Source organism: Mesorhizobium sp. B2-4-14 (assembly GCF_006442155.1).
In the GTDB taxonomy this organism is placed as follows: Bacteria; Pseudomonadota; Alphaproteobacteria; order Rhizobiales; family Rhizobiaceae; genus Mesorhizobium.
In genome coordinates this window covers 191,432-216,609 of record NZ_VFVA01000001.1, presented here as the reverse complement: position 1 = coordinate 216,609, position 25,178 = coordinate 191,432, and the positions used below count along the sequence as shown (strand labels likewise).

Genomic DNA, 25,178 nt, shown 5'->3' with positions numbered 1-25,178 from the left:
TGCAAATTTCGTTGTTGAGGACGCCGCGCACGGAATCTCCCCCCTTGAGAGGGAGATGGCCACGAAGTGGCCAGAGGGGGTCGGTTCGACCGGATGCGACCTCCTGCGGCGTATGGATGTTGGCGCTTCACGCGCGACCCCCTCTGTCGCCTTTGGCGACATCTCCCCCTCAAGGGGGGAGAGTGCCCGCGCCATTGTCGTCATTGCCGAAACCGCTGGTGACGTCGCGGCCCGCGAGGCGCTGCTCGACGACGCCATGGGGCCGAAGCGCAAGACAAAGTCATCCGAAAAACTGCGGCGCGGCCGCCGGCCTTCCGAAGGCCTGGCTTTCGTTGCGCGCGATGCATCCGGCTCCGTCATGGGCACGGTGCGGCTGTGGGATGTGACGCTCGGCGAGGCCGGTCCGGCAGCACTTCTGCTTGGCCCGCTTGCCGTCGATCCGTCGATCAAGAATGCCGGCATCGGCTCGGTGCTGATGCGCCATGCCATCGCCGAGGCGGCGCGGCTGGGCCACGCGGCGATCCTGCTGGTCGGCGATGCGCCTTACTACGGACGCTTCGGCTTTTCGGCCACCAAGACCGGCTCGCTTGCCATGCCGGGGCCGTACGAGCGGCACCGCTTGTTGGCGCTGGAGCTGGTGGAGGGCGCGCTTGACGGCGCGCGGGGTACGCTGAAGGCATCCGGCCGCAAGCTGAAGGCGCAGGCGCCGACTCTGGCGGCCTGAATCATCCACCCGAACCCGAACAAAAACGCCGCCCGATAAGGCGGCGTTTTTCGTGATCGGTGAAGCGATCGGCGGCTGTGCTCAGCCGATCAACTGGCTGAGCGCCATGGCGACCGTCATGTCGCCCTCGACCTTTATCTTGCCGGTCATGAACGCCATGGTCGGGTTCAGATCGCCTGATATCAGCGAATCGAGATCGTCGAGCGAGAGCTTGATGGTGCAGTCGGTGGAGGCGTCGGTGGTCGAAACAGTTGCGCCGTCGATGACGATGACGCCGTCGCTGCCGGTGTCGAACTTCACGGAACGATCGAACCCGCTGCTGGCCACGCGCGACTTGATCTTCTCGGCAATCTCCTGAACGCTCACGCTGTTCTCCTGTCTGGTTGCATCTGCTTGTCTGGTTGCACCTGTCGCGCAACGGCGCTTCGGTCCGGCCGAAGCCCATGCCGCATCTGTGGCGATCACAATCGCTGCCGCATATAGCTTTGGATTGACGTTTACGTCAACGCGAATTGCAGCGGCTGGTTCCTATCGCCGCACCGGCGAACAGCCGGGACCATCGGTGCGTGGCCGTGCCGGGTGGCGTCAATGCGCGCTGACCGGCTTGGCCGTCTCGGGTGCGGTTGTGCCGGATTCCTGCCGGCGGCGCAGCCAGTTGTCGCGGATCTCGTCCTTGCTCAGGAAATTGACCTGGTCGACCAGAACCTCATGCACGAGGTCCGCGCCGACACGGGTATTGACAGTGTCGCGGATGGCGGCGCGAAAGGCATCGAGGTCGATCGTCGCCCTCTTGGTGAAGTCGATCTGGGGATTGGCGTAGAGGTAGGTGTAGACCTGGTCGGTGATCAATGCCTCGGCCGGGACCGAGAGCTTTTTTATCTGCTCGGGCTCGACGGTGTAGACGAGCTTGGCCAGGAAGTAGCCGTCGATCCTGGAATCGCGGATCAGCGGCACCGAAATGATGTCGGTCTTGACGTAGTCCAGCCCGCCCAGCATCGGCTTGGGTTTCTCGCCGACGCCGCGTTCGCCGGCGGCCTGGAACGAATAAAATACCGCGCCCAGCGTGGCGGCGCACACCCAGACCGCGATGGCGATGACCTTGATCATTCGGAGACCGAGCCCGACATTGTCGCGCTCTAACCTTTCAGCCTGCCGAACTCGCCGGCGGAATAGGTACCGTCGGTTTCGGCGCGCTGGATAGCGCTGCGCAGCAGGCTGGCGACTTCGTTGACGGCGCTCAGATGCGCCAGGATCGCCGCCTCGTTGCGGGCCAGCTTCTGCCGCAGCCGGGTCAGGCCCTCGCGGTGCTGTTCGAGGAATTCGGCTTCGCTGCCGCCCTTCATGGCGCGCGTCAATTCGTAGAGATAGCGGCTCTTGCGGGCATTCGAGGCCTTGAGGTCATAGCTGGTGTCGCTGCGGATGCCGGCGGTCTCTTCCTCGACCACCTCCTCGATGCGGCCGATGATGGCGGCAAGATTTCCGGGGCGCGCGAACGGAATCGACGCTTCCGACGCAGTCGCGCGCGCTGGCAGATTGGCGGTGAATTCGGATGAGTCGGCCATGGTGTTTCCAGTCTAGATCTTGATGTCTGTTTTTATGGTTGTCTCGTCGCCGGTCATCGACCTGGCGGCCTTGCGCTGCAATTCCTGGACGAGCGAGGTGGACAGACGGGTTTGCCGATCGATCTCGGTCTTTTCCGGTCCATTTGAAACCGGGCCGATCGGCACCTTGCGCTTGCCGTCGAGATAGTGGTCGGCGAGCAGCGACTTGGCGATGCCGATGCCGCCGCGATCGGCCATGATGTCGGCGACGCGCTCGGCAAGCTGTGATTTCCACATGTCGCCGGCGAGACCCGTGCCATACACGCCCTCGGTGTCCTTGGGTAGCATGTTCTGGATGAAGGTCTGCAGCACCATGGCCTCGAACTTCTTGAACTTCTTGGCCGGATCGGTCCCGGCGGCGTGTTCGGCGGAGGCGCGCGACAGGATCGAGCCGGCGTCGACCGATGCGGCGGCGTCGACCGAGAACGTGCCTGCGGCACCGCCGGCACGCTTGGTCAGCGCGGCACGGGCAGCCTCGATGTCCGCCGGCTCCGCGGCTCGGGCGACATCCATAACGATGTCGCTGGGTGGAGAAATCGCCAAGAAAGTCCGCCTTTTGCCGGTTTTCCTTTAGCCAGACCATGCCTCAACAAGCTTGTGGCAGGCTTGCGGGCCATGGCCCGGCCTATTCGTCGGCTTCGTGGGTCTGCTTCTGCGCGATTAGGTCGAGACGTTCGCGATCGGAGCGCTCGCGCTCGTCTCGGTCGCGCACATCCTTGTAGGCGCGTTCGACCATGTTGGTGCGGGCGGTTGCCGCGGCGATGAGGCCGGCTTCCTGCCTGGCGCCCTCCAGGCTCTTCTCCTGGCGCACCACCGCCTGGGCGATGCGGCGATGATAGAGATCAGGGAACAGGCCGGAAAGCGAATTGTCCTGGTCGAAGTGTCCGATCAATTCCCTGGCCTCTGCCTCGGCAGCGTTGGCGGCGGCCAGGAAGGTGGCGTGACGGGTTTCATGGAGCGCCTTCAGCTGTTCCTGCACCTTGACCAGTTTCTTGAGGCGATCCTTGCGCGTGCTCATGTCACCTCGCCAGCGTCAGGTCGACGAAGCCATTGACGAACAGCGACAGCATGGTGCCGACGGCGAAATAGAAGATGATCATCCCGCCGGCGATGACGAAGGGCTGTGAGATGAAATAGATCGGGATCTGCGGGGTCAGCTTGTTGACGAAGCCGATCGTCAGATTGACCAGAATGGCATAGGCGACAAACGGGCTGCCGAGCCGGATGACCAGGAAGAAGGTGTCCGACACCGTGTCGGTGATGTCGACGAGGGCTGCCTGCGGATTGAAGAAGACGTTGACGGGCGCCACCGTATAGGAGGCAACCAGCGCACGCACGATCTCATGATCAAAATCGAAGACGAACAGCATCAAGAGCGCCGAGAACGAGATGACGGCGGCAAGGGCGGCCTGCGGTTCCGGCTCCTCGATCGCCGGTCCGCCCGAGCCGCCATAGCCGATCAGCATGGCGATGGCCGAACCCATGAAGCGCAGCGCTTCCATGTAGAGCCTGGTCATGGCGCCGATCAGACCGCCGACCAGGAGTTCCGAAATGATCATCGGCACCAGGATCTGAGGGCGCGGATCGACAAAGGGAAAGATGCGGTCCCACAGGAAGGCGAGCAGGCCGCCGGTCGCGGCCACCGCCACGAACAGCCTGACCTGCATCGGGACGCGCGCGCTGGACAGGCCCGGCATCAGCATGAAGCAGGCGCCGATGCGGCAGAAGGCGAGGAATGCCGCGATGACGACCGCTTGCGAGAGAACGCTCACGATATGGTTCCAAGCACCCTGATCTCGACGCCCTTGGCGATTTCGACGTGGGAGAGCACCGGCAGCGTGGTGAACAGGCGCTCGATGATCATGCGCACATAGGGGCGGGCGTCCGGCGCGGTGACCAAGACGAAACGTTCGCCGGCTTCCAGGTGCTTCTTGATCGCCTTGGTGGCGTCCTGGCCGAATTCTTCCAGCTGGCGCGGATCGATGTCGAATTCGCGCACCTCGCCCTTGGCGTCGCGCTTGAGGCTCTGGTGGAAAGCAAGGTCCCAGCGGTTGCCGAGGCGCAGCACCTTGAGCACGCCGCCCTCGGACAGGTCGCCGCAGATCTGCTGGGCCATGCGGATGCGGACATGCTCGACGATCTGCTCGGTGCGGCGCACATGCGGCGCGATCTCGGCGATCGCCTCGATGATCAGGTGCAGGTTGCGGATCGAGACGCGCTCGGCAAGAAGCAGCTTCAGCACCGCCTGCAGCCCTGGGTAGGAGATGTGCGTGGTGCAGATCTCGTCGGCGAGCTTGCGGTATTCCTGGTCCTGGCGTTCGAGCAGCGCCTTCATGTCCTTGTAGGATAGAAGCTGCGGCAGGTTGTTGCGGATGACTTCCGAGAGATGGGTGAGCAGCACCGACATGTTGTCGGCGAAGGTGAAGTTCTCGCGCTTCAAATCCTCGGCGAAGGTTTCCATGACGGAATAGGCGCGCATGCCGAAGGCGGGCTCGCGGATTTCTTCGCCCGGGATTTCGGGCAGCTCGCGGTTGCCGAGCAGCACCATGATCTCGCCGACACGCATCGAATATTCGGCGACCACCGTGCCGTGCACCTTGATCTGGTAGCTCTTCGGCGGGATGGCGAAATCGTCGGCAACGCGCACTTCCGGCACGACGAAACCGTATTGCTGGGCGAATTTCTTGCGCATCTTGGCCATGCGGAAGACCAGTTCCTGATGCGAGACCAGCAGCCGGGTCGAAAGCTGCTTGCCGATCAGCAACTCGATCTCGGCGGTGGCGAGCGAGGCCTTGACCGAGTTCTTCTCTTCCTCGGCCTTGGTCGCCTTCTCTTGGCTCTTCAGCGCCTCGGCTTCGGCGACGGCGCGGTTGTGGCGCATCGGGATGACGTAGCCGAGGCCGGCCATGCCGCCGGCGAGCGCGAAGAAGGGAAACAATGGCAGGCCAGGCATGAGGCCGAGCAGCACCAGCAGCGCCGCCGCCACATAGAGGGCGCGCGGATGGGCGCCGAGCTGGCCGAACACGGCCTGGTTGGTGGAGCCGCGGGTGCCGCCCTTGGAGACCAGCAGACCGGCGGCGAGCGACACGATCAGCGCCGGGATCTGGGTGACCAGGCCGTCGCCGACGGACAGCTTGATGAACACGTCGGCGGCTTCGCCCATGCCCATGCCGTGCCTGATATAGCCGATGGCGATGCCGCCGACGATGTTGATGGCGGTGATGATGAGGCCGGCAATGGCGTCGCCGCGGACGAATTTCGAAGCGCCGTCCATCGAGCCGAAGAAAGACGATTCCTCCTCCAGTTCGCGGCGGCGCAACTGCGCCGTCTTTTCGTCGATCATGCCGGCGGAGAGATCGGCGTCGATCGACATCTGCTTGCCGGGGATGGCATCGAGGGTGAAGCGGGCGCCGACTTCGGCGATACGGGTGGCGCCCTTGGTAATGACGATGAAGTTCACCACGATCAGGATCATGAAGACGATCAGGCCGATGACGAAGTCGCTGGCCATGACCAGCTTTGAGAAGCCGGCGATGACATAGCCGGCGGCGTGCGTGCCCTCATTGCCATGCGACAGGATCATCCGCGTGGTGGCGATGTTGAGCGATAGCCGCAGCATGGTGGCGATGAGCAGCACGGTGGGAAAGGAAGAGAAATCGAGGGGCCGCTGGATCCACAGCGCCACCATCAGAATCAGCACCGAAAGCGCGATCGAGAAGGCGAGGCCGATGTCGATGAGGAAGGCGGGGATCGGCAGGAACAGCACCGCCAGGATGACGACGATGCCGAGCGCGAAGAAGATGTCGCGGCCGTTCTTGGCCACCGCGCCGGGCTGGATGCTTTCGCTGATCGCCATTCTCGTCCTCGAACCATGGGCCGCCAAGCATGCGACAGCCCGGCGAGGGTAGCTGGCCAAGCTTGCGCGAGGGTGGGAGAGTGGCCGAACCGGATGCAACGCAAGAAGGAAGACCCATGCTCCTGATCATCGGTACGATCCGTTTGCCTCCCAATATGTTCGAGGAGGCAAGGCCCGCGATGGAGCGCATGATCTCGGGCAGCCGTGGCGAGGACGGCTGCCTTGAATATTCCTATGCGCGGGATGTGCTTGACGCGGGGCTGATCCGGGTCACCGAGGTATGGCGCGACAAGGCGGCACTCGATGCGCATTTCCGCTCGCCGCACATCGCCGAGTGGCGTTCAAGCTGGCCGGCACTCAGCATTGGTGAGCGTAGCCTCGTGCTCTATGAGGCCGGCGAGCCTATGCCGACCTGATCGAATAACAATCAGGATACCGACTGACGGCGGAACCGGTGGCTTCACGACCAAGGGGCGGGAAAGATCGAAATCAGCCGGTCTCTCGGCCATAATGGCGCCTTTGATGTCGGCATTGTGGTTGTCTTGCCGAGCCGCCCGGCGTATCAGGCGGGTCTTCCATTGCCTTTCATTTCGGCGAGCCGCCCCGGTGCTTTCCAGAACCCACAGCGAAGTCTACGCCCGCCGGATGCGCGCGGTGCTCCTGAGGTCAATTCCTCTGCTCGAGGCGCGCGGCATCGCCGTGGTCATCCTGGCTGGCGTTGTCGGCGTCATGGCGGGCATTCTGGTCACCGCGATGAGCCAGATCGTGCAGGACCTGCACGGCTTGCTGTTCGGCGTTCAACCTGGCGGCCGGCTTTCCGGCATGTTCTCGCTCGCCAATCCGATGCAGGCGCTGGTCCCGGCAATAGGCGGTATCCTGCTCGGTCTGAGCGTGATCTGGCTGAGAAAGCGCAAGTTCCGCACACCCGTCGATCCGATCGAAGCCAATGCGCTCTATGGCGGGCGCATGTCGCTCACCGATACTTTCGTCATCGTCTGCCAGACGATGATCTCGAGCGGCTTTGGCGCCTCGGTCGGGCTGGAAGCCGGCTATACACAGGTCGGCTCCGGCCTGGCATCGCGGCTGGCGCGCATCTTCAGGCTGCGCCGCAACGATGTCCGCATCCTGGTCGGCTGCGGCGCGGCCGGGGCCATCGCCGCCGCCTTCGACGCGCCGCTGACTGGCGCGTTCTATGGCTTCGAACTGGTCATCGGCATCTATTCGGTCGCCAACGTCGCGCCTGTCATGACCGCCGCTATCTCGGCCTCGCTGACAGCGGAAGTGTTCGGCGGCGTGCCGTTCCCGCTGGAGCTCGCCGGCCTGCCGGCACTGACGCCCAGCCAATATGTGCCGTTCCTGCTGCTCGGCCTGCTCGGCGGTGCCGCTTCGATCGCCATCATGCAGTTGGTGACGCTGATCGAACGCGGCTTTGCCAAACTGTCGATCGATGCCTCGGTGCGGCCCGTCATCGGCGGTGTCATTGTCGGCCTGCTGGGCCTGGTTACGCCGCAGGTCCTGTCCAGCGGCCATGGCGCGCTGCATCGCGAATTCGCCATGAATTACGGGCTGGCGGCGGTGGCCAGCGTCTTCGTGCTGAAGCTGGCAGCGTCGGCCATTTCCCTAGGCTCCGGCTTTCGTGGCGGCCTGTTCTTCGCCTCGCTGTTCCTCGGCGCGCTGCTCGGCAAGGCGTTCGCCGGCGTGATGGCGCTCGTCTCACCGGCGACCGGCATCGACCCTGCCGTCGCCGCCGTCGTCGGCATGACTTCGCTTGCCGTCGGTGTTGTCGGCGGCCCGCTGACGATGACCTTCCTGGCGCTGGAATCGACCCGCGACCTGACGCTCACCGGCGTGGTGCTGGCGGCCTCGATCATGGCGGCGATCCTGGTGCGCGAAACCTTCGGCTATTCGTTCTCGACATGGCGCTTCCATCTGCGCGGCGAGACCATCCGCAGCGCCCACGACGTCGGCTGGATGCGCAGCCTCACCGTCGGCTCGATGATGCGCGAAGACATCAAGACCATCGATGCCTCGACGAAGCTTGCCGCCTTCCGCAAGGAAATCCCGCTCGGCTCTGCCCAGCGCGTTATCGCCGTCGACCCGGGTGATGAGTATGTCGGCGTGCTGATCGTGGCCGAACTGCACAGCGACCCCTCCGATGACGATGTGCCGGTGCGCGATCTGGCCCAGTACAAGGATGCCGTTCTGGTGCCAAGCATGAACGTGCAGGCGGCCGCCGAGACGTTCCAGCGCGCCGGCGCCGAAGAACTGGCCGTGGTCGAGGACTTCACCGATCACATCGTGCTCGGCCTGCTGACCGAGGGCCATTTGATGCGGCGCTATGCCGAGGAGCTCGAAAAGGCGCGCCGGGACCTTTCCGGCGAAGGGTAGGGGATTCTCCTGCCCGTCCTCGTGTCGTCCGGCAGACACATCCTGCTCCGGCGCAAATATCCTCCTGGCTGCAAGCCTGGCCCGAATAGTGCCGCGGTCCTGGCCTCATGCGCGGCTTGCCAGCTGTACAGTGGTACTGTACATTTCGTTAAGTGAGGTGAGGAGACGGCATGGGCAGGGCTTCCGGCCAGGCTTCAGTGAAGACGCTCGACGCATCAGCCGCGACCCATGCCCATCAGGTGCTGGGCATGCGGCTCAAGGGCCTTCGCCTCGCCCGCAGGCTGTCATTACGCGACCTCGCGGAGGCGACCGGGACCAGCGCCAGCTTCATCAGCCAGCTCGAACGCGGCCTGACCGGCGCCAGCACCGCTTCGCTCAACCAGATGGCTTCGGCGCTTGGCGTCAGCGTCGCGATGCTGTTCGAGGAAAGTGCCGCGCGGAACCACGGCGTGCTTCGGCGCAGCGAGCGGCCGAGCCTGCCGCCCAGCGACGGCTGCCGCAAGATGCTGCTCTCGCGCCCGCCGCTGAGCGACATGGAGGTCTATGTCGGCGAATTCGACATAGGCGGCTCGACCGGGCACGACCAATACACGCATGGCGACGCGCACGAGATGCTCGTCGTGCTGCGCGGCATCGTCGAGGTCTCGCTCGGCGAGGCGCGCCATGTCCTGGAAGAGGGCGACAGCATCGAATACACGACATCGACGCCGCATCGCAGCGAGAACATCGGCGGTGGCCGAGCCGAAGTGATGTGGATCATCGCGCCGCCGACCTCGGCGCGCGCCGAACTCGATCAATACACGGCCTGGAAACCGCTCGCGGCCAGGTAGTCCGATCAAAACGCGGGCATGAATGGGAGAGTTAGTGTCATGTTGAAATCGAGATATGCAAGGTTTGGCGCCGTTCTGGCGCTCGGTGTCCTGACAGGCGCGGCCTTTGCGCAGGACAAGCCGGTGGCAGGCGAGGTGAAGGAGGGGTCGCTCAAGGGCAAGACCCTGACGTTCGTCTCCTACGGCGGCATCTACCAGGACGGCCAGGCGGCGGCGCTGAAGGAGTTCGTCGACAAGTCCGGGGTCAAGCTGCTCAATGACGGGCCGACCGAGATCGCCAAGCTGCAGGCGCAGGTCGAGTCCGGCAATGTCACCTGGGATGTCGTCGACACCGACGACCTGCCGCCTTACGTTTATTGCGGCAAGCTGTTCCAGAAGCTGGATCTGACGAAGCTCGACGTCTCGAAGATTCCGGCAGGCCAGGTCGGCGAATGCTCGGTGCCGGCGATGAACTATGGCGTCGTGCTGATGTACAACAAGGAAAAGTACAAGGATAACCCGCCCAAGAGCTGGGCGGACTTCTTCGATACCCAGAAATTCCCCGGCGTGCGCGGGATCGACGGCTCCGGCAGCCCGACCGGCGGCTTGCTGGAACAGGCGTTCAAGGTTGCCGGCGGCGACCCGAAGGCCATGACCGTGGCCGATATCGACAAGGCCATCGACGTGGTCCGCAAGCTCGGCCCCGATACCATTTTCTGGAAGACGGGGGCTGAATCGCAGCAGCTGGCGGAGTCCGGCGAGGCCGACATGCTGATGATGTGGACCGGCCGCGCCATGACCGCCGTCAAGAACGGCGCCAAATATGCGCCGGCCTGGCAGGACTGGCTGGTGGTGATGGACCAGATGACGATCCCGGTCGGCGTCAAGGATACGGACGCATCCTACGCGCTGCTCAATGCCTATCTCGGCAAGCATGCCCAGGAGGTCCTGACCGAGCAGACTTCCTATACGCCGATCAACAGCGACGCGCAGCCCAAGGTCGACGCTTCCGTCGCCGCCTTCCTGACCAACACGCCCGAGCGCCAGAAGCAGGGCTACAAGCAGAACTTCAAGTTCTGGGTCCCGAACTTCGCGGTGGCGCAGGAGAAGTGGTCCGCGCTGATGGCCGGCAACTGACCGGCTGAGTGAGGCAAATCCCGTGAGCGCGCTCGAACCGACGACGCCTTCCGCCCCGAACCGGGCGGGCTGGGCATGGAGGCCGTACGCGCTCACGCTGCCGGCACTGCTCCTGCTGGTGGCCGTGATCGGCTACCCGCTGCTCACCATCGTGCTGCGCAGCCTGTCGGAGCCGCAATGGGGCGTGCAGAACTACATCTGGTTCTTCGGCGCGCCCGTCAATCTGACGGTGCTGCAGCGCACCTTTGTCATCTCGGCCTGGGTCACGGTGGTCTGTGTGGCCTGTGCTTATCCCTATGCCTATCTGATGACCGCCGTCGGGCCGCGCGTGCGGCTGATCCTGGTGCTGTGCGTGCTGATCCCGTTCTGGGTGAGCGGCGTGGTGCGCACGCTCTCCTGGGTGATCCTGCTGCAGGATTCGGGCGTCATCAATTCGTTGCTGAGGTCGGCCGGTTTTGACGGCATCCGACTGATCCGCACGCAGGCCGGCGTCGTGATCGGCATGGCGCAGGTGCTTTTGCCCTTCATGATCCTGCCGCTCTATTCGGTGATGAAAGGCATCGACCTCAGGCTGATGCGGGCGGCGCAGAGTCTTGGCGCGCGACCTTCCCGCGCCTTCTTCACCGTCTATCTGCCGCTGTCGCTGCCGGGCGTCTATGCCGGGGCGATCATCGTCTTCATACTGGCGCTGGGCTTCTATATCACGCCGGCGCTGCTCGGCGGGCCGCGCTCAACCATGCTGTCGACGCTGGTCCAGACCCAGGTGCTCAGCCTGCTGCAATGGGGCCGGGGCGGCGCCATGGGCGTGGTGCTTCTGGTCACCACCTTCGTGCTTCTGGCGCTGGCGGCACCGGTGATGCGCTCGCGCTATCGGGAAGCGGAGCGACGCTGATGGAAATGAAGCCGCTCACCCGTGTGATTCTCGGCCTCGTCTGCCTGCTGGTGGCGATCTGGCTGGTGGCGCCGACGCTGGTCGTCGTGCCGATGTCGTTCAACGGGAACAAGTCGCTTGCTTTCCCGCCGCAGGGTTTCTCCTGGCAGTGGTACCAGAATTTCCTCACCAATCCAGACTGGTCCTCCAGCTTCCTGAATTCGCTGAAGGTTGCCTCGATCGTGGCGGTGCTGGCTACGGTGCTCGGCACGCTTGCCGCCTTCGGCCTGGATCGCATGAAGGCGCGGCCCGCCAATCTCCTGCGGATGCTGATGCTGACCCCGATGGTGGTGCCGGGCGTCGTCCTGGCCATCGGCATCTATGCCGTCTATCTCGATGCCCAGCTGGTCGGGACGCTGGTGGGGTTCGTGCTCGCCCATACCATCCTTGCGCTTCCCTTCGTGCTGATCGCGGTCTCGGCCAGTCTCGAAGTGTTCGACAGGCGCCTGGAAACGGCCGCCGCAAGCCTTGGCGCCGGTGCGCTCGCCACGTTCCGCACCGTGACGATGCCGCTGATCCTGCCCGGCATGCTGTCCGGCCTGCTCTTCGCCTTCGCCACGTCCTTCGACGAGATCGTCGTATCGCTGTTCATCACCAACCCCTATCTCAAGACCTTGCCCGTGCAGATATTCTCCTCCATCACCCGCGACGCCGACCCGACGGTCGCGGCCGTCGGCACCATCCTGCTGTGCGCCACCACGATCCTGATCGGTGGCGGCATGCTCCTTCTTGGCCGTGAGCCGAAGGGACGCCAATGAAGCGGGAACAGGAGAGCAAGGGTGCGGCGATCGATCTGGAGTCGATCAGCAAGGCCTATGGCGGCTTCAAGGCGCTGGACGGCATTTCGCTTCGAATCGAGCCCGGCGAGTTCATGACGCTGCTCGGCCCGAGCGGTTCGGGCAAGACCACGACGCTCAATGTGGTCGCCGGCTTCACCGATGTGACTAGCGGCAAGCTGATGGTCGGAGGAAAAAGCGTGGTCGGCGTGCCGGCGCACAAGCGCAATATCGGCGTCGTCTTCCAGCATTATGCGCTGTTCCCGCATATGAGCGTCGGCCGTAACGTCGCCTATCCGTTGACGCTGCGCGGCATCGACCAGGCACAGCGCAAGGCGCGCGTGGCAAGGGCGCTCGACATGGTCAAGATGGGCGATTTCGCGCATCGCTACCCCAGCGAACTGTCGGGCGGCCAGCAGCAGCGCGTGGCGCTGGCGCGCGCCATCGTCTTCGACCCGCCGCTGTTGCTGATGGACGAGCCGCTCGGCGCGCTCGACAAGAAGCTGCGCGAATGGCTCCAGCTCGAGATCAAGCGCATCCACCGCGAGCTCGGCACCACTTTCGTCTATGTGACGCATGACCAGGAAGAGGCGCTGGTCCTGTCCGACCGCATCGCCGTGTTCAATCGGGGACGGATCGAGCAGGTCGGTACCGGGCGCGAGCTCTACGATGAACCGAAGACGCTGTTCGTCGGCCGCTTCATCGGCGACTCCACCGTGCTGCGCGGAGAGGCGCGAAGCGACGGCGCCAGCACGGCGCTACGCATCGCCGGCGAGACGGTGACAACGCCGCGGCGGATCGGCGGGGAGGCCAGCCCGGTCATGCTGCTGCGCCCCGAAAAGCTCGCTATCCGCCGGCCTGGCCAGAGCGCGGCGGGCACCACCAACCGGCTGCCGGGGACGATCGCGGAAGCCATCTATCTCGGCTCGGGATCGAAATACGAAGTCAGGCTCGCCGACGGCTCCACGGCGATCGTGCGCTCGCCGCTGACCGGCGAGAGCTTTGGCCTCGGCGAGACGGTGGAGCTCTGCTTCGACGGTGCCGACGCCAAGCTTCTGGCCGACGACAGCACGGCCGACACAACGCTGACCTGATCCCAACCAATCCGAAAGTCATCCCATGCAAGCCAAGCGCAACGGCGACATATCGTTCTGGTATGCGGATCTGGGCGGGGTTCCCACGCCCCGGCCACCCTTGCCCGGCGATATCGAGGCGGATGTCGCGATTGTCGGTGCCGGCTATACCGGGCTGTGGACGGCCTATTACCTGAAGAAAGCGAAGCCCTCGCTGCGCATCGTGCTTATCGAACGCGAGTTCGCCGGCTTCGGCGCATCGGGGCGCAATGGCGGCTGGCTGTCGGGCGGCTTCGGCTGGTCGCGCGAGAAATATCTGAAGACCTCGACCCGGCAAGGCGTCACCGCCATGCAGAAGGCGATGGCGGGCTGCGTCGACGAGGTGATCCGGGTGGCGACGGAAGAGGGCATCGATGCCGATATCCGTCGCGTCGACAATCTGACGGTCGCCACCAATCCGGCGCAGCTGGAACGCGTGCGTGAGGAATGCGAGACGATCCGCTTGTGGGACGCAGACCCTGAACGCATCGAGCTGCTCGACGCCGAGGCGACCCGGGCGCGCATCAACATCCGTAATCTCATGGGCGGCTTCGTCATCCATGGCCAGGCGCGCGTGCAGCCGGCCAAGCTGGTGCGCGGGCTTGCCGCCGCCGTCGAGCGGCTGGGCGTGCCGATCTACGAACAGACAACGGTTACCGCCATCACCAAGGGCAGCGTGACAACCGACCGGGGCACGGTGCGCGCGGAAACCATCATCCGGGCGACGGAGGGGTTCACGGCCGGCATTCCCGGCGAGGAGCGGACCTGGCTGGCGCTCAACAGCGCGCAGATCGTGACCGAGCCGCTGTCCGAGGAGCTTTGGCGCCAGATCGGCTGGGAAGGCCACGAGCTTCTCGGCAATGCCGCACACGCCTATTGCTATGCCCAGCGCACGCGCGAGGGCCGCATCACCATGGGCGGGCGCGGCGTGCCCTATCGCTACGGCTCGCGCACCGATATCAAGGGGCAGACGCAGCAGGCCACGATCGATCAGCTGCACCAGATCCTGATGACGCTCCTGCCGCAGACTGGGGGCTGCCGCATCGAGCACGCCTGGTGCGGTGTGCTCGGCGTGCCGCGCGACTGGTGCACGACCGTCGGCCTCGATCCCGCGACCCGCATCGGCTGGGCCGGCGGCTATGTCGGGCTTGGCGTGTCGAGCTCCAATCTCTCGGGGCGCACGCTTGCCGACCTGATCCTCGGCCAAGACACGGAGCTGACGCGCCTGCCCTGGGTCAACCGCACCGTGCGGCGCTGGGAGCCGGAGCCATTCCGCTGGCTCGGCGTGCATTCGATGTACCAGCTCTATCATCTCGCCGATCGCCACGAAGCCGCCGGCCTGGCACATACTTCCAGGCTTGCCGCCCTGGCCGACAGCATCACAGGCCATTAGGGCGGTTCAGCGTTGGGTGGAATCGTTGACCCACTCTAAGTCTTTGTTATTTCGCAATTCCGGGCGGAAAACCGTTGCATTTTTCCCGGAATTGCTCTGATCCATGGAGTCCGACTTGATCGATCTTTCGACCTTCCACGACCTTGCCAAGGCTGACATCGGCGCGTTCTCCCCAAAGCCCACCTCCATCGAGGGCAATCAGGTCGAGGCGGTGCGCTCGCTCTTCCAATCCCCGGACGGGACCGTCGATGTCGGGATCTGGGAGTGCACGCCCGGCCGCTTCACCGCCGATCGGTCGGGTTCGTCGGAAATATGCCACATCATTTCAGGGCGGGTGGAGGTGAGCCGCGCCGACGGTGAGGCGCGCGAGCTGGGGCCGGGCGACCTTCTCGTGCTGCCGCGGGGATGGAAGGGCGAATGGCGGATCCGGGAGACCACGCGCAAGCTCTACATGATCCAGTCGGCCGGCTGACCGGCGGACACCAGCTCTTCGCAGCGGATCAGTGCTCGATCGGCCCCTTGGCCATCACCAGCGCGGTGCCGGCGGTTGTCGGGCGCTCGATCACGCGACGCACGCGCGGCGGCTCGCTGCCGCTGTGCAGCGCCCGCAGGCGTTCGCCGACAGTGGCGTCGGCTTGGGTTATGCGGCCATTGTGGCGCACATATTCGAGCCAGGTCGGCGTGTGGTAGTGCTCGATCCAGATCATCGGGTTTTCGAGATCTCGCGCCAGCGTCCAGTTGCGGGCGCCGTCACGGCGGCGGATGCGGCCGCGTTCGGCCATGGTGGCGAGGAATTCCGCCTCGTCCTCATGGCGGATCACATATTCGATCATGATGGCGATGGGACCGCTGCGCGGCTTCAGGTCGAGCGCCAGATGCGGCTCCTTGAAGCGGTTGAGCGGATCGAGGTTCAGCACCTGCTGCTGCGGCAGCGGCAGCACAAGGCCGATGGCGCCCCCGGCCAGCATGGCGATGGCGGCCGCGATCAGCGCGGTTTCAGCGCCATGCGCATCGGCGACGACGCCCCAGATCCAGCTGCCGAGCGCGATGCCGCCAAAGGTCGCGGTCTGGTAGACCGACAGCACCCGGCCGACCACCCAGCGCGGCGTCGCCATCTGCACGGTGACGTTGAAATGCGAAAGCGCGATCACCCAGCAGGCACCGCCAACCAGCAAGCCGAGCGACGTCTGCCAGGCATGCTGGCTGATCGCCGCATTGAAGGCGCAGACGGCGAAGCCGGCGAAGGCGCAGCGCACCATCGTCTCGCTGGAGAGCAACTGCCGTAGCCGCACGCTGATCAAGGCCCCGCCGACGGCGCCGATGCCGAAGGCGCCCAGCATGATACCATAGGTAAGCGCATCGCCCTTGACGACGTCGCGCGCCACCAGCGGCAGCAGCGCCAGAACCGCGCCGGCGCTGAAGCCGAAGGCGGCGCCCCTGACCAGCACCTTGCCGATATTGGGCGACATGGCGACATAGCGCAGGCCGGCGCCCATGGCCGCGCCCAGCGACTCGCGCGGCAAGGTCGATACCGGCACATCCGGCTTCCAGCGCGCCATCACGACGATGAGGCCGATATAGCTCACCGCGTTCGCCGCGAAGGCGGCCGCGGCGCCGGCGGCCGCGACGATGATGCCGCCGATCGCCGGACCGACACTGCGCGTCAGGTTGAAGCCCATGGAGTTCAGCGCCACCGCGGCGGGGACCTTGTTGCGGGGCACCATGTCGCCGACCGAGGCCTGCCAGGATGGACTGTTCAATGCCGTGCCGCTGTCGATCAGGAAGGTGAAGGCAAGCAACGTCCACGGCGTGATCAGGTTGCAATAGGTGAACACGGTCAGTAGCAGCGAGACAACCAGCATGAAGGTCTGGGCAACCAGCATCACCTTGCGCCGGTCGAAGCTGTCGGCGATGGCGCCGGCGACAAGCGCAAACAGCATGATCGGCAAGGTGGTCGAGGCCTGGACCAGGGCGACCTGATAGGGCGAGGTGGCGATGGTGGTCATCATCCAGGCCGCGCCGACACCCTGGATCAGACCACCGAAATTCGAGACGAGGCTTGCGGCCCAGACGGCGCGGAAAATGCCATGCCGAAAGGGCGCCAGCGCCGAGACGCTTTCGCTTTCCGGCTTTTCGTCAATCATGGATGGGTCCCTGCCACGGCCTGCGGATCCTTGCGGTGATCCCTTTCCCCGGATCGTTAGCCGAAACTATGGCATCACGCAGCAAAGGGCGAATGTCTTGCGTGGAAGATCATGGTCCAACAAGGGGATAGCGAGGGGCCACGCAGCCGTCAGCCTCGCAAAGGTATCGTTGGCGTCTGCGATCAGGCTTTTCAACCCGCCTCATTGACGGCGGCCTGCAGTGCTTCGGTGAGATGGCCGGCAGTCTGGCCGCCGGCATGCAGGCGCAGGAAAAGCTCCATACCCACCAGCCGCATCCGCGATGCCTGGTCGCGCCTTGCCAGATCGATCAGGTCGTCCACAGAAGCTGCCGGCCATTTCATGGCATCGCGCAGCAAGCCGCCGCGCAACAGCCCTTGCGTGCCGGTGGTAAAATTCGCGGAAACCTGGAACCCGTTCTTGCGGGCATGAACATTCTCACGCGGAATGTGTTTTTCCGCCACCTTCTTCAAGAGCCATTTGCCCTGCTTGTGGCGGTATTTGTGCCGTCTCGGCAGATGGATCGCGAAGTCGATCAGCCGGTTTTCGATGAACGGCACCCTGAGCTCGACCGAGGCCGCCATGCTGAGCCGGTCATGCCGGTTCAGCAGATCCTGCATGTGTCCATACAGGTCGTGCAGGCAGCAGCCCAGGAAAGCGCGATCGCTGAGCGACGGCAACGGCTCCAACCGATCGAAGATCTTGGCCTGAAGGAAATTCAGTTCCGGCGACAGCGCCCTGAGCACGATGTTGCGATCCCAGCCATGGGCATTCGCGATCGATGTCCGGAAAGGGGCGTATCTCTGGCGTTCGAATCGCCGGGCTAAGTAACGCTTCGAACGAAACAGGCGTCCCGGCCATGACCAGGGCCGCCACAGCCTCATGCTGGCCTCCTGCCAATCATAACCGCCAAAGAGTTCGTCGGCGCCTTCGCCGGTCAGCAGCACCTTGACGCCATCGGCCCGGCATTGCTCGGCAAGCGCCAGCAGGCAGGCATGGCTTGCATGCCAGCCGTCGCTTTCCAGGTGCCAGATCGTCCTTGGCCAGAGTTCTAGAAAGCGGTCCTTATCGATAGGGATCCTGTGCAAGGTCACGCCGGCATGGCTGGCGGTGCGTTCGGCATCGTCGGCTTCGCTGTGGCCGATGCGTGGGTCAACGACATAGGCCGACATTTCCGGCCTGAACCGTTTCGCCAGTGTCGTGACGAGGCCGGAATCGACGCCGCCGCTGCAGGCCGCGGCCAGGCTGGTGTCGGCAATGCAATGGAGCCCGACACTGTCCTGGATCAATTTTTCCAGCGTCGTCATATGCTCGGCGTCCGTGGCGTCGTCGTCGACGATGCGGGCCGCGTCGAGCACATCGAGGACGTGCCAGAAGCAGCGCTTCTCGATGCCGGCGTCGGTGATCTTCCACAGGCCTGCTGGCGGCAGCCGCTCTATGCCCTCGAACAGGCTGGAGCGGGAGTCACGGCTCTGCCAGGCAAGGCGCAGGGTGATCTCACGCGCATCGATGGCGCGGGCGACGTCGTCACAGGCAAGGATCGCCTTGTCCTCGGAAGCGAAGAGGATTCGCTCGGCGGTCTCGGCCACCGACATCGGCTTGATGCCGAGACGGTCGCGCGCCAGCCAGAGCGTGGTGGCCCGCCCATCGAAATAGGCAAGGGAAAACATGCCGTCGAACAGCGGAATGGCCTTGTCCGGCCCCCAGTGGTGCAGGGCCTCGAGAACCACCTCGGCGTCCGAGACCGTCCGGAACCGCCTGCCTTCGGCTTCAAGTGTCCCGCGCAAGGATCGGTAGTTGTAGACCTCGCCATTGTAGACCAGCACACCCTGGCCACAGGCCGTGAGCATCGGCTCACGCGCATGCTCGGAGAGATCGATGATCGAGAGCCGCCGGTGCCCCAGCGCCAGCCGGCTGTCGTTCCACGTGGCATGGTCGTCAGGACCGCGATGCGCCAGCGCCTGCATCATGCGGCCGACGGCGGCGAGATCGCCGCCAGAGACAGGGCTCCGCTTGCGCCATACGCCGGCTATGCCGCACATGGTCCGTCGGTCGGTCCTGGCTGCTCCAGGGATTTGCGAGAAGTCATCGGGACAAAATGATCGCCTGGCCGGGAATGGCTATACGGCAATCTAGCCAGAACGGGCGCCGCCGCAAGCGGACCGCTGTTTTCAAGCATTCCGAGTTGAAGCCGCCGCACCCTTCCCGAGGGGTTTCAGAATCCGTTCTGGATGCGCTCGAAGATGACGTTGGCGAAGGCCGATATCTGGCCACCGATGAACGGGCCGGTGAGCGCCACCACGAGCATGATGGCGACGATCTTCGGCACGAAGGTCAAGGTGATCTCCTGGACCTGAGTCAGCGCCTGGATAAGCGCGATGCCAATGCCGACCGCCATGGCGACCAGCACCACGGGCGCGGAGGCGGTCAGCACCGTCCACACCGCATACTGGACGATGTCGAGAGCGTCGGCCTCGTTCATGTGGGCGGTTGGCCTAGCTCGCCGGCTTGATCGATACGCCCGCGCCGACCGGCACCGTGGTGCCATCCTGGAGCACTGCGATCAGTCCGTTGCTGCCAAGCGTCACCGAAGCCACCGTGCCTGACGTCTTGCCGTCGGCCGAGGTGATGTTGCGGCCTATGAGAGCGTCGGCCTGCGACAGCGCCGAAGACTGCATGATCTGGTCGAGCTTGGTGTTGGTCTGCACCGACTGCTCGACTTGCGAGAAGGTGGCGAGCTGGGCGACGTACTGCGTCGAATCCATCGGCTTGGTCGGATCCTGGTTCTTCATCTCGGCGATCAGAAGCTTCAGGAACGAGTTGTAGTCGACAGCTGTCTTGGATGCCTGCGTGGTGGTCTGGTTGGCGCCAACCGGTATCGTCGTCGTCATGTCCACGGTCATCAGTAGCGTGCTCCCACGGCCAGCGGGCGCGAGGCGCCCGGAACATCGTCATTGCCGCCAAGCGCGCGGCGTTCGAGAGGATAAAGCGAACGTATCGCCTTCAATGCCTCGTAGATATGATCCTCGCCGACCATGCGATCGATCTGTTTCAAGGCGCTGCAGATCTCGGCATCCTCGAAACTTGCAATGAGCAGCGGCAGCGAGCGGCGGAACATCTCGCGTGCTTCGCCAGCGCCGGCAGGGTTGATGAGCATGACCTGCACGATGAAATAAAGCTGCCTGAGCGGCGTCGATGCCTGGTCGGCCTGGATCACATGGCTCTCGAGCAGGAACTGGACGTCGTTCATCAGCTCGACGGTGACCTTGCGGTCGACACGGATGACGGCGCCATTGATGTAGATCTTCTCGTTGGGCTTCAGCGAGATCTTCAGCGTGTTGGTCATTGAATGCCGTCGCGGATGATCTGGGATACTTCGATCAGCCCTTCGAAATTGTTGGTGCGTCCCTGGCGGATGTCCTCCGCTTCGCGCAGCAGCCACAGGCCGATGGAGATCAGGTTGGCGCGCAATTCCTTGGGAAGCGCGTTGTCGCTGGAGCCGAGGTCCTCGACGAAGGCGGTCCAGACGCGGTTGGTGAAATGCAGCGCCTCCACCGCCTCCATCGAATCCTGGCCGGCCACCGCTGCCGCCGACAGCATGTCGATCGAGCGGGTCAGCAGCTCACGCTCGCGGTCCTTGGCGTCCGCGACAGAGGTGCTCTGGATGTCGGCGTAGGAAAATTGGTACATCGTCGGCTCTACCGTTCCGCTGGGAGTTGTCAGGTCAGGTAATTCAACAGGCTGAGCTGCTGCAGGCGCGCTGTCAGGGCAAAGGACGTCTCGATATGCTGCGTCAGATCGGCGACGCGGGTCGCGGCTTCGGCGGGATCGACGGCCTCGAGATCAAGAATGTGGCGTTCAAACAGGTCGACCTGCGTCTTCATGCGGTCGCTGGCGTCGGAGACGCGCTTCTGAACAATGCCGGTTTCTGACTGGACCTGGCCGATGCCGCTCAGCGCCTCGCCGACCAGCGACTGCGAGCGGGTGATGATCGTGTCCTTCGCCGCCTGGCTGATGTTGGTGGACATCAGGCTCGAGACCATTGCGGCCGCCATGGCGAGCTTCTTGACGCCATCGCTGTTGGCGCTGGTCGAGGTCGCGGTGGTTTCGTTGAGCGCGATGCGGCTGACGATCTGCTGGTCGGTGGCGTTCGACATGTTGGCCTGCCAGCCCGGGCCGAGGAACTGCGGCGTGACATCGTTGGTGATGAAATCGTCCATCTGGGCGGCGGTGATGGTGGCCGCGGCCGGATCATCGGGCGTGAAACCGAACTTGGCGACGAAGGACGCGTCGAAAGCGGCCTTGGCCGGCGAGCCGGCTGCTGTGAAATCGTTGATCGGCTTGACGTCGGTGTTGGTGCCGGCGAACAGGTATTCGCCATTGACGCTGGTGTTGAGGATCGAGGCAAGCTGCTGGATCGTCGTCTGGCCGGTCGATTGGGTCAGGCTGTCGGAATTGTCCCCAGACGATGCGGTGGTCAGGCTGGACAGGAAGGTCTGCGCCACGCCGGAGAGCTGGCCGAGCGAGGTCTGCGTCGATGAAAGACGAGCAGCGACCAGCCCGTTGGAATCGATGATCACGTTCAGCCGGTCGAGGTCGCGCGAGAAGGTGACGGACTGAGCGGTGCGTCCGCCCAATGCCAGACCGACATCGGCGACCTTGCCTGTCGAGGATTCCTTCGTTGCCTTGACGAGGTCCGCCTGCATGCGCATCTGCTGATAGCGCATGGCATTGGAGATGGCGGCCGAGGAAACTGAGGTCATGGATTATCCCACCGCGTTCAACAGGGCCGTCATCATATCGTCGACGGTTTTCATCATTCGGGCTGACGCCTGATAGGTGTGTTCGAGGTCGAGCATCAGCGACATTTCCTGGTCGACATTGACGCCGGTCGCATTGGACAGAGCCTCGGCGCTGCGCTGTGCCAGCGCTTGCTTGGCATCAGCGGCGGTGGAGGCCTGCTGGCGCATGCCCTGGAGCCAGCCGATCGAATTGGCGGCATAGTCGGAAACGCTGGACGTCGCCGAAATCCCGGCGGCGGGGTCGAACGTCATCGGCTGGTCGAGCCGGTCGCCATAGGCAACCAGAAGGCTGGAATAGGAAGCGCCGCCACTGGTGTTGGCGACATAGGCCGCGCCGTTGGCGCCGCCGTCGCGCAGCAAGGTCGGGTTGCCACCAGCGCTCGGATCCATCGCGGCATTGATGCTGATCGTGCCGGCAAGGCCGTTGACCAGAGTGCCCGCGGCCGGCACGGCGGGCGCGCCAGACCAGGTGAACAGACCAGCGGCGTCGGGTATGGAAGGCACGGTCTCGGCAAAGGCCGTGATCAGGCCGCGCGCGGTCTCGTCGAGCTGGCCCTGCATGGCCGAGGCGACGCCGTCACGCAACTGCAGCAGGCCGGCAAGCTTGCCGCTGGCGCTGGTGTTGCCGCCGGTTCCCGCCGAGACCGGCACGTTGTCGATATAGACGGTGTTGCCGGCGGCCCCGGCGGCATAGCCGGCCGATGGCGTGAAGCTCACCGTGCGCGGTATCGTCTCGAACAGCGTCGTGCCGTCACCCGTGGTGATGACCATGTCATTGTCGCCGCGGGTGAAGGTCGAGACCGGAACATAGTCCGCGATCTTCTTCAGCAGCGCGTCACGCTGGTCCAGCGCGTCGGAAACATCTGTGCCGGAACGGGTTCCCGAAATGACCGCCTGGTTGGCGTCCTGGAACTGGCTGAGCAGCGAGTTGAGGTCCTTGACCGCCGTATCGATCTGGCCGTCCGTCTGGGTGCGGAATGTCTGAATGGCCTGGGAGCCCTCATTGAGAGAGCGCACGACCTGCCTGGCCGCGTCGATGACTGCGGAGCCAAGATTCTGGTTGGACGGCGAGGTGGCGTAGAGCTGCAGCGCCTGCTGCAGGTTGGCGATGGCGGTCGAGGGTGAGGAGGCGTTGTCGACGCCATTGACCGACACGTCGAGCTGATCCATGCCGCTGTAGAGCGCGTTCTGGCCGCTATAGGCCGACAAGGCGCCGAGGTTCTGCCGGAACAGCAGGTCATTGGTGACGCGCTGGATATCAACCGAACGGGCGCCGGGCGCCGTGCTGGTGATGGCGGCGATGCGGCGCGTATAGTCCGGATTGGAAGCGTCCGAGACGTTGCGCGTGACAACGCTGGTCTGCCGCGCGGTATTCATAAGCGCCGATTGGGCGATGCTCAATGCGGAGGATAGCGACATGCTGGTCTTTCACGGGCGGCGCCCGGTTTATCTCTTCAGGTTGACAAGGACGTCCATCAGGTCGGAACCGGTCTGGAAGACTTTCGAATTGGCGGTGTAGCTGCGCTGCGCCGCGATCATGTCGGTCAGTTCCTCGGCGATATCGACGTTGGAATTCTCGAGCGCGCCGGAGATGATGGAGCCGAGTTTGCCTTCGTTGGCAAAGCCGACGCGGACCGCGCCGGAATCGGTGCCCTGCGCGTAGACGTTGCCGGGAAGGGCCTTGAGCTGGTCCGGGCTCTGCACGTCGGCCAGCGGAATCTTGTAGAGCGGCTTGGTGGAGCCGTCCTTGTACTGCGCGTAGATGGTGCCTTCCTTGCTGATCTGAACCTTGTCGATGGTGCTCGGCGCGTTGCCGTTGACCTGGGCGTCGGAAACCGTGAAGCCGGTGCCGAGCTGGGTCAGCTTCGACAGATCGAGATTGAGGCTGCCGCCGTTCGGCACGGTGAATGAAACGCCGGTGGTCGCGCCGGTCATCTTGCCGGTGGTGGTGTCGAAGGTCAGGTTGGCCGAGCCCAGCGCGCCGCCAGTATAGGGGAAGGATGTTCCAGGCGTGGCCTTCGACTGGTCGAAGACCGACACTTCCCAGGTGCCGGGGCTGGTATTGGTGAAATAGACGTCGACCAGCACCTTGTTGCCGACATTGTCGTAGGCGACCATCGAGGACTTCGAGGTGTACTGTGCGCCTGCCGAGTTGGTGGAGGGCAGGTTACCGGCCGCGACCGGGGTCGCACCCGCCGGCAGATTGCCGCTGTAGCTGCCCAGGGTGCTTGGCGTCGCCGTCATCCCCTGGTCGGAAATGACGACAGGGACCAGCCCTTCGAAGCCGTTGACCGTCGCCGCCGGCACGCCGTTGGCGTAGCTGTAGGCCATCAACTGGAAGCCGGCCGCGTTGACCAGCCTGCCCTGCGCATCGGGAACGAAGGCGCCGGCGCGGGTCAGGAAAGGCGTGCCGCCGGGATCCTGGACGACAAAGAAACCATCGCCGCTGACGGCAAGGTCGGAGACCGAGGTCGTGTATTGAAGCACGCCCGGATCGCTGACCGCCTGCCGGATCGTCGTGGTGACGCCGCCGGAATTATAGGCGCCGCCCGTGGACGGCATGATCAGCGTCGAAAACTCGGCGGAGGAGCGCTTGTAGCCGGTGGTGTCGGAGTTGGCGATGTTGTCGGCCGTCGTCGACAGGCGGTTTGCCTGGGCGTTCATGCCGGAAACGCCGGTCCGCATCATTCCGTAGAGGCTCATCGAGATGTCTCCGCAATATCCATGCCACTGGCGGCGAGGCTACGCGTCCTGTCTTGCGCGAGGCTGGCGCGGTGCTGCTTCAAAACACGAGCCGGTAGCCGAGGAAGCGTTTGGAATCGATCGGGTCGGTGCCCAGCTTCTCACGCAGTTTCTTGCGCAGTTTGCTGATGTGGCTTTCGACCACGTTCTCCTCGACCTCCTCGTCGAAGATGCCGTAAATGGCATTGAAGACCTGGGTCTTGGTGACGCGGCGGCCACGGTTGCTCGCCAGATATTCCAGGATGCGGCGTTCGCGGCGCGGCAAGGGCAGCGGCTGGCCGTTGATCTCCGGATCGCGGCCGTCCATGAAGATGCGCATGGCGCCGATCTCGGTGTAGGCGACATCCTCATTCGCGCGACGGCGAATGGCGGTTATGCGGGCGAGAATCTCGCGGATGTGGACGGGCTTGCGGATAACGTCGTCGACGCCGCTCTCGAACAACCGCAGCGTGTTTTCGAGCGAATGCTGCTCGCTGAGCGCAATCACCGGGGCGCCGGTGCGGTCGCGGATCTGGCGTGGAGAAATGGCGCCGTCACGGCAGTCGCCGATCAGGAAGGCCCGCACCGAACGCAGGTCGGAATCGGCGGCCGAGTTCACCCACTCGCCGAATTCATTGGGCGCGAAACCGGCGCAGGCAACGCCTTCGCGGTCAAAAAGTGAATTGTACCCCTCTGTTACGAGCTCTCGCTCGTCAACGATAACGATCATCGGCCCCGCCTCCGAATCAGCTCATCTGCCCCGTGA

27 protein-coding genes are annotated in these 25,178 nt (G+C 64.4%); 10 read left to right on the top strand and 17 right to left on the bottom strand.

Annotated features, from left to right (window positions below; translation table 11 throughout):
• The first annotated feature begins 55 nt into the window (after nucleotides 1-55).
• Entirely contained in the window at nucleotides 56-724 is a 669-nt protein-coding gene (locus tag FJ938_RS01080) for an N-acetyltransferase (protein ID WP_246673127.1), read from the top strand.
• An 81-nt stretch (nucleotides 725-805) separates the two neighbouring features.
• Here FJ938_RS01080 and FJ938_RS01075 read toward each other — a convergent pair whose 3' ends face one another.
• The 7 genes from FJ938_RS01075 to flhA all read right to left on the bottom strand — a co-directional run bounded on the left by FJ938_RS01075 (nucleotide 806) and on the right by flhA (nucleotide 6,181).
• Nucleotides 806-1,090 carry an SCP2 sterol-binding domain-containing protein gene (locus tag FJ938_RS01075; protein ID WP_140690409.1) on the bottom strand — a complete coding sequence of 95 codons (285 nt, stop codon included), beginning with the start codon at nucleotides 1,088-1,090 and terminating at the stop codon, nucleotides 806-808.
• 219 nt (nucleotides 1,091-1,309) lie between these two features.
• Nucleotides 1,310-1,831 (bottom strand): hypothetical protein, encoded by a 522-nt coding sequence (locus FJ938_RS01070; protein WP_140607239.1) that lies wholly within the window; start codon nucleotides 1,829-1,831, stop codon nucleotides 1,310-1,312.
• Between the two features lie 29 nt (nucleotides 1,832-1,860).
• Nucleotides 1,861-2,286 (bottom strand): hypothetical protein, encoded by a 426-nt coding sequence (locus FJ938_RS01065; RefSeq protein ID WP_140690406.1) that lies wholly within the window; start codon nucleotides 2,284-2,286, stop codon nucleotides 1,861-1,863.
• Between the two features lie 12 nt (nucleotides 2,287-2,298).
• The gene (locus FJ938_RS01060) at nucleotides 2,299-2,838 is read right to left on the bottom strand and encodes a rod-binding protein (RefSeq protein ID WP_140690630.1); all 540 of its coding nucleotides are present in this window, start codon (nucleotides 2,836-2,838) and stop codon (nucleotides 2,299-2,301) included.
• Between the two features lie 112 nt (nucleotides 2,839-2,950).
• On the bottom strand, nucleotides 2,951-3,343 hold the full coding sequence (locus tag FJ938_RS01055) for a hypothetical protein (RefSeq protein WP_140690403.1): 393 nt from the start codon (nucleotides 3,341-3,343) through the stop codon (nucleotides 2,951-2,953).
• A 1-nt stretch (nucleotide 3,344) separates the two neighbouring features.
• Nucleotides 3,345-4,097 (bottom strand): flagellar biosynthetic protein FliR, encoded by a 753-nt coding sequence (gene fliR, locus FJ938_RS01050; RefSeq protein WP_140690400.1) that lies wholly within the window; start codon nucleotides 4,095-4,097, stop codon nucleotides 3,345-3,347.
• Nucleotides 4,094-6,181, bottom strand: a complete 2,088-nt coding sequence (gene flhA, locus FJ938_RS01045) for a flagellar biosynthesis protein FlhA (RefSeq protein WP_140690397.1) — start codon at nucleotides 6,179-6,181, stop codon at nucleotides 4,094-4,096. Before flhA ends, fliR begins: the two co-directional genes overlap by 4 nt.
• A gap of 116 nt (nucleotides 6,182-6,297) precedes the next feature.
• Between flhA and FJ938_RS01040 the strand changes: the two genes are divergently transcribed.
• The 9 genes from FJ938_RS01040 to FJ938_RS01000 all read left to right on the top strand — a co-directional run bounded on the left by FJ938_RS01040 (nucleotide 6,298) and on the right by FJ938_RS01000 (nucleotide 15,199).
• Nucleotides 6,298-6,597 (top strand): putative quinol monooxygenase, encoded by a 300-nt coding sequence (locus tag FJ938_RS01040; RefSeq protein ID WP_140690394.1) that lies wholly within the window; start codon nucleotides 6,298-6,300, stop codon nucleotides 6,595-6,597.
• A gap of 190 nt (nucleotides 6,598-6,787) precedes the next feature.
• On the top strand, nucleotides 6,788-8,569 hold the full coding sequence (locus FJ938_RS01035) for a chloride channel protein (protein WP_140607233.1): 1,782 nt from the start codon (nucleotides 6,788-6,790) through the stop codon (nucleotides 8,567-8,569).
• Nucleotides 8,570-8,739: 170 nt separating this feature from the next.
• Complete coding sequence (locus FJ938_RS01030) at nucleotides 8,740-9,399, top strand: XRE family transcriptional regulator (RefSeq protein WP_140690391.1); 660 nt, start codon at nucleotides 8,740-8,742, stop codon at nucleotides 9,397-9,399.
• Nucleotides 9,400-9,438: 39 nt separating this feature from the next.
• On the top strand, nucleotides 9,439-10,515 hold the full coding sequence (locus tag FJ938_RS01025; RefSeq protein ID WP_140690388.1) for a PotD/PotF family extracellular solute-binding protein: 1,077 nt from the start codon (nucleotides 9,439-9,441) through the stop codon (nucleotides 10,513-10,515).
• Nucleotides 10,516-10,537: 22 nt separating this feature from the next.
• Nucleotides 10,538-11,407, top strand: coding sequence for an ABC transporter permease (locus tag FJ938_RS01020; RefSeq protein ID WP_140690385.1), 870 nt, complete (start codon nucleotides 10,538-10,540; stop codon nucleotides 11,405-11,407).
• Nucleotides 11,407-12,204 carry an ABC transporter permease gene (locus tag FJ938_RS01015; protein WP_140690383.1) on the top strand — a complete coding sequence of 266 codons (798 nt, stop codon included), beginning with the start codon at nucleotides 11,407-11,409 and terminating at the stop codon, nucleotides 12,202-12,204. Before FJ938_RS01020 ends, FJ938_RS01015 begins: the two co-directional genes overlap by 1 nt.
• Nucleotides 12,201-13,316 (top strand): ABC transporter ATP-binding protein, encoded by a 1,116-nt coding sequence (locus FJ938_RS01010; protein WP_140690380.1) that lies wholly within the window; start codon nucleotides 12,201-12,203, stop codon nucleotides 13,314-13,316. Before FJ938_RS01015 ends, FJ938_RS01010 begins: the two co-directional genes overlap by 4 nt.
• 25 nt (nucleotides 13,317-13,341) lie before the next feature.
• Nucleotides 13,342-14,727, top strand: coding sequence for an FAD-binding oxidoreductase (locus tag FJ938_RS01005; RefSeq protein WP_140690377.1), 1,386 nt, complete (start codon nucleotides 13,342-13,344; stop codon nucleotides 14,725-14,727).
• 103 nt (nucleotides 14,728-14,830) lie between these two features.
• Nucleotides 14,831-15,199 (top strand): cupin domain-containing protein, encoded by a 369-nt coding sequence (locus FJ938_RS01000; RefSeq protein ID WP_140607227.1) that lies wholly within the window; start codon nucleotides 14,831-14,833, stop codon nucleotides 15,197-15,199.
• Nucleotides 15,200-15,227: 28 nt separating this feature from the next.
• On the opposite strand, the gene FJ938_RS00995 is transcribed toward FJ938_RS01000, so the two are convergent.
• From FJ938_RS00995 to FJ938_RS00950, 10 genes are all read right to left on the bottom strand, one after another.
• Nucleotides 15,228-16,871: an MFS transporter gene (locus tag FJ938_RS00995; RefSeq protein WP_140690374.1), complete on the bottom strand. Its 1,644-nt coding sequence runs from the start codon at nucleotides 16,869-16,871 to the stop codon at nucleotides 15,228-15,230.
• Nucleotides 16,872-17,062: 191 nt separating this feature from the next.
• Nucleotides 17,063-18,931 carry an asparagine synthase (glutamine-hydrolyzing) gene (asnB, locus tag FJ938_RS00990; protein ID WP_140690371.1) on the bottom strand — a complete coding sequence of 623 codons (1,869 nt, stop codon included), beginning with the start codon at nucleotides 18,929-18,931 and terminating at the stop codon, nucleotides 17,063-17,065.
• 173 nt (nucleotides 18,932-19,104) lie between these two features.
• On the bottom strand, nucleotides 19,105-19,371 hold the full coding sequence (fliQ, locus tag FJ938_RS00985) for a flagellar biosynthesis protein FliQ (protein WP_140690368.1): 267 nt from the start codon (nucleotides 19,369-19,371) through the stop codon (nucleotides 19,105-19,107).
• Nucleotides 19,372-19,384: 13 nt separating this feature from the next.
• Nucleotides 19,385-19,792: a flagellar hook assembly protein FlgD gene (gene flgD, locus FJ938_RS00980; protein ID WP_140607223.1), complete on the bottom strand. Its 408-nt coding sequence runs from the start codon at nucleotides 19,790-19,792 to the stop codon at nucleotides 19,385-19,387.
• Nucleotides 19,792-20,235 carry a flagellar biosynthesis repressor FlbT gene (gene flbT, locus FJ938_RS00975; protein ID WP_140690366.1) on the bottom strand — a complete coding sequence of 148 codons (444 nt, stop codon included), beginning with the start codon at nucleotides 20,233-20,235 and terminating at the stop codon, nucleotides 19,792-19,794. The genes flgD and flbT overlap by 1 nt, the downstream gene beginning before the upstream one ends.
• Nucleotides 20,232-20,579: a flagellar biosynthesis regulator FlaF gene (gene flaF / locus FJ938_RS00970; RefSeq protein WP_140607221.1), complete on the bottom strand. Its 348-nt coding sequence runs from the start codon at nucleotides 20,577-20,579 to the stop codon at nucleotides 20,232-20,234. The genes flbT and flaF overlap by 4 nt, the downstream gene beginning before the upstream one ends.
• Nucleotides 20,580-20,608: 29 nt before the next feature.
• Nucleotides 20,609-21,652, bottom strand: a complete 1,044-nt coding sequence (locus FJ938_RS00965; RefSeq protein WP_140690363.1) for a flagellar hook-associated family protein — start codon at nucleotides 21,650-21,652, stop codon at nucleotides 20,609-20,611.
• A gap of 3 nt (nucleotides 21,653-21,655) precedes the next feature.
• Nucleotides 21,656-23,110 carry a flagellar hook-associated protein FlgK gene (gene flgK, locus FJ938_RS00960; RefSeq protein WP_140690360.1) on the bottom strand — a complete coding sequence of 485 codons (1,455 nt, stop codon included), beginning with the start codon at nucleotides 23,108-23,110 and terminating at the stop codon, nucleotides 21,656-21,658.
• 27 nt (nucleotides 23,111-23,137) lie between these two features.
• A complete protein-coding gene (locus tag FJ938_RS00955; RefSeq protein WP_140690358.1) occupies nucleotides 23,138-24,394 on the bottom strand; it encodes a flagellar hook protein FlgE in 1,257 nt (418 codons plus the stop codon).
• 79 nt (nucleotides 24,395-24,473) lie between these two features.
• Nucleotides 24,474-25,142 carry a response regulator transcription factor gene (locus FJ938_RS00950; protein ID WP_140607217.1) on the bottom strand — a complete coding sequence of 223 codons (669 nt, stop codon included), beginning with the start codon at nucleotides 25,140-25,142 and terminating at the stop codon, nucleotides 24,474-24,476.
• Between the last annotated feature and the right edge of the window lie 36 nt (nucleotides 25,143-25,178).

What these genes read in the sequence shown, in the direction of transcription:
- FJ938_RS01065 (WP_140690406.1), bottom strand. Translation starts at nt 2,286, where the DNA reads ATGGCCGACTCATCCGAATTCACCGCCAATCTGCCAGCGCGCGCGACT.
- flgK (WP_140690360.1), bottom strand. Translation starts at nt 23,110, where the DNA reads ATGTCGCTATCCTCCGCATTGAGCATCGCCCAATCGGCGCTTATGAAT.
- FJ938_RS01080 (WP_246673127.1), top strand. Translation starts at nt 56, where the DNA reads ATGGCCACGAAGTGGCCAGAGGGGGTCGGTTCGACCGGATGCGACCTC.
- FJ938_RS00995 (WP_140690374.1), bottom strand. Translation starts at nt 16,871, where the DNA reads ATGATTGACGAAAAGCCGGAAAGCGAAAGCGTCTCGGCGCTGGCGCCC.
- FJ938_RS01015 (WP_140690383.1), top strand. Translation starts at nt 11,407, where the DNA reads ATGGAAATGAAGCCGCTCACCCGTGTGATTCTCGGCCTCGTCTGCCTG.
- flgD (WP_140607223.1), bottom strand. Translation starts at nt 19,792, where the DNA reads ATGACCGTGGACATGACGACGACGATACCGGTTGGCGCCAACCAGACC.
- FJ938_RS00965 (WP_140690363.1), bottom strand. Translation starts at nt 21,652, where the DNA reads ATGACCTCAGTTTCCTCGGCCGCCATCTCCAATGCCATGCGCTATCAG.
- fliQ (WP_140690368.1), bottom strand. Translation starts at nt 19,371, where the DNA reads ATGAACGAGGCCGACGCTCTCGACATCGTCCAGTATGCGGTGTGGACG.
- flhA (WP_140690397.1), bottom strand. Translation starts at nt 6,181, where the DNA reads ATGGCGATCAGCGAAAGCATCCAGCCCGGCGCGGTGGCCAAGAACGGC.
- FJ938_RS00955 (WP_140690358.1), bottom strand. Translation starts at nt 24,394, where the DNA reads ATGAGCCTCTACGGAATGATGCGGACCGGCGTTTCCGGCATGAACGCC.
- FJ938_RS01055 (WP_140690403.1), bottom strand. Translation starts at nt 3,343, where the DNA reads ATGAGCACGCGCAAGGATCGCCTCAAGAAACTGGTCAAGGTGCAGGAA.
- FJ938_RS01070 (WP_140607239.1), bottom strand. Translation starts at nt 1,831, where the DNA reads ATGATCAAGGTCATCGCCATCGCGGTCTGGGTGTGCGCCGCCACGCTG.
- flaF (WP_140607221.1), bottom strand. Translation starts at nt 20,579, where the DNA reads ATGTACCAATTTTCCTACGCCGACATCCAGAGCACCTCTGTCGCGGAC.
- FJ938_RS01025 (WP_140690388.1), top strand. Translation starts at nt 9,439, where the DNA reads ATGTTGAAATCGAGATATGCAAGGTTTGGCGCCGTTCTGGCGCTCGGT.
- FJ938_RS01030 (WP_140690391.1), top strand. Translation starts at nt 8,740, where the DNA reads ATGGGCAGGGCTTCCGGCCAGGCTTCAGTGAAGACGCTCGACGCATCA.
- FJ938_RS01010 (WP_140690380.1), top strand. Translation starts at nt 12,201, where the DNA reads ATGAAGCGGGAACAGGAGAGCAAGGGTGCGGCGATCGATCTGGAGTCG.
- FJ938_RS01040 (WP_140690394.1), top strand. Translation starts at nt 6,298, where the DNA reads ATGCTCCTGATCATCGGTACGATCCGTTTGCCTCCCAATATGTTCGAG.
- FJ938_RS00950 (WP_140607217.1), bottom strand. Translation starts at nt 25,142, where the DNA reads ATGATCGTTATCGTTGACGAGCGAGAGCTCGTAACAGAGGGGTACAAT.
- flbT (WP_140690366.1), bottom strand. Translation starts at nt 20,235, where the DNA reads ATGACCAACACGCTGAAGATCTCGCTGAAGCCCAACGAGAAGATCTAC.
- FJ938_RS01000 (WP_140607227.1), top strand. Translation starts at nt 14,831, where the DNA reads ATGGAGTCCGACTTGATCGATCTTTCGACCTTCCACGACCTTGCCAAG.
- FJ938_RS01060 (WP_140690630.1), bottom strand. Translation starts at nt 2,838, where the DNA reads ATGGATGTCGCCCGAGCCGCGGAGCCGGCGGACATCGAGGCTGCCCGT.
- asnB (WP_140690371.1), bottom strand. Translation starts at nt 18,931, where the DNA reads ATGTGCGGCATAGCCGGCGTATGGCGCAAGCGGAGCCCTGTCTCTGGC.
- FJ938_RS01005 (WP_140690377.1), top strand. Translation starts at nt 13,342, where the DNA reads ATGCAAGCCAAGCGCAACGGCGACATATCGTTCTGGTATGCGGATCTG.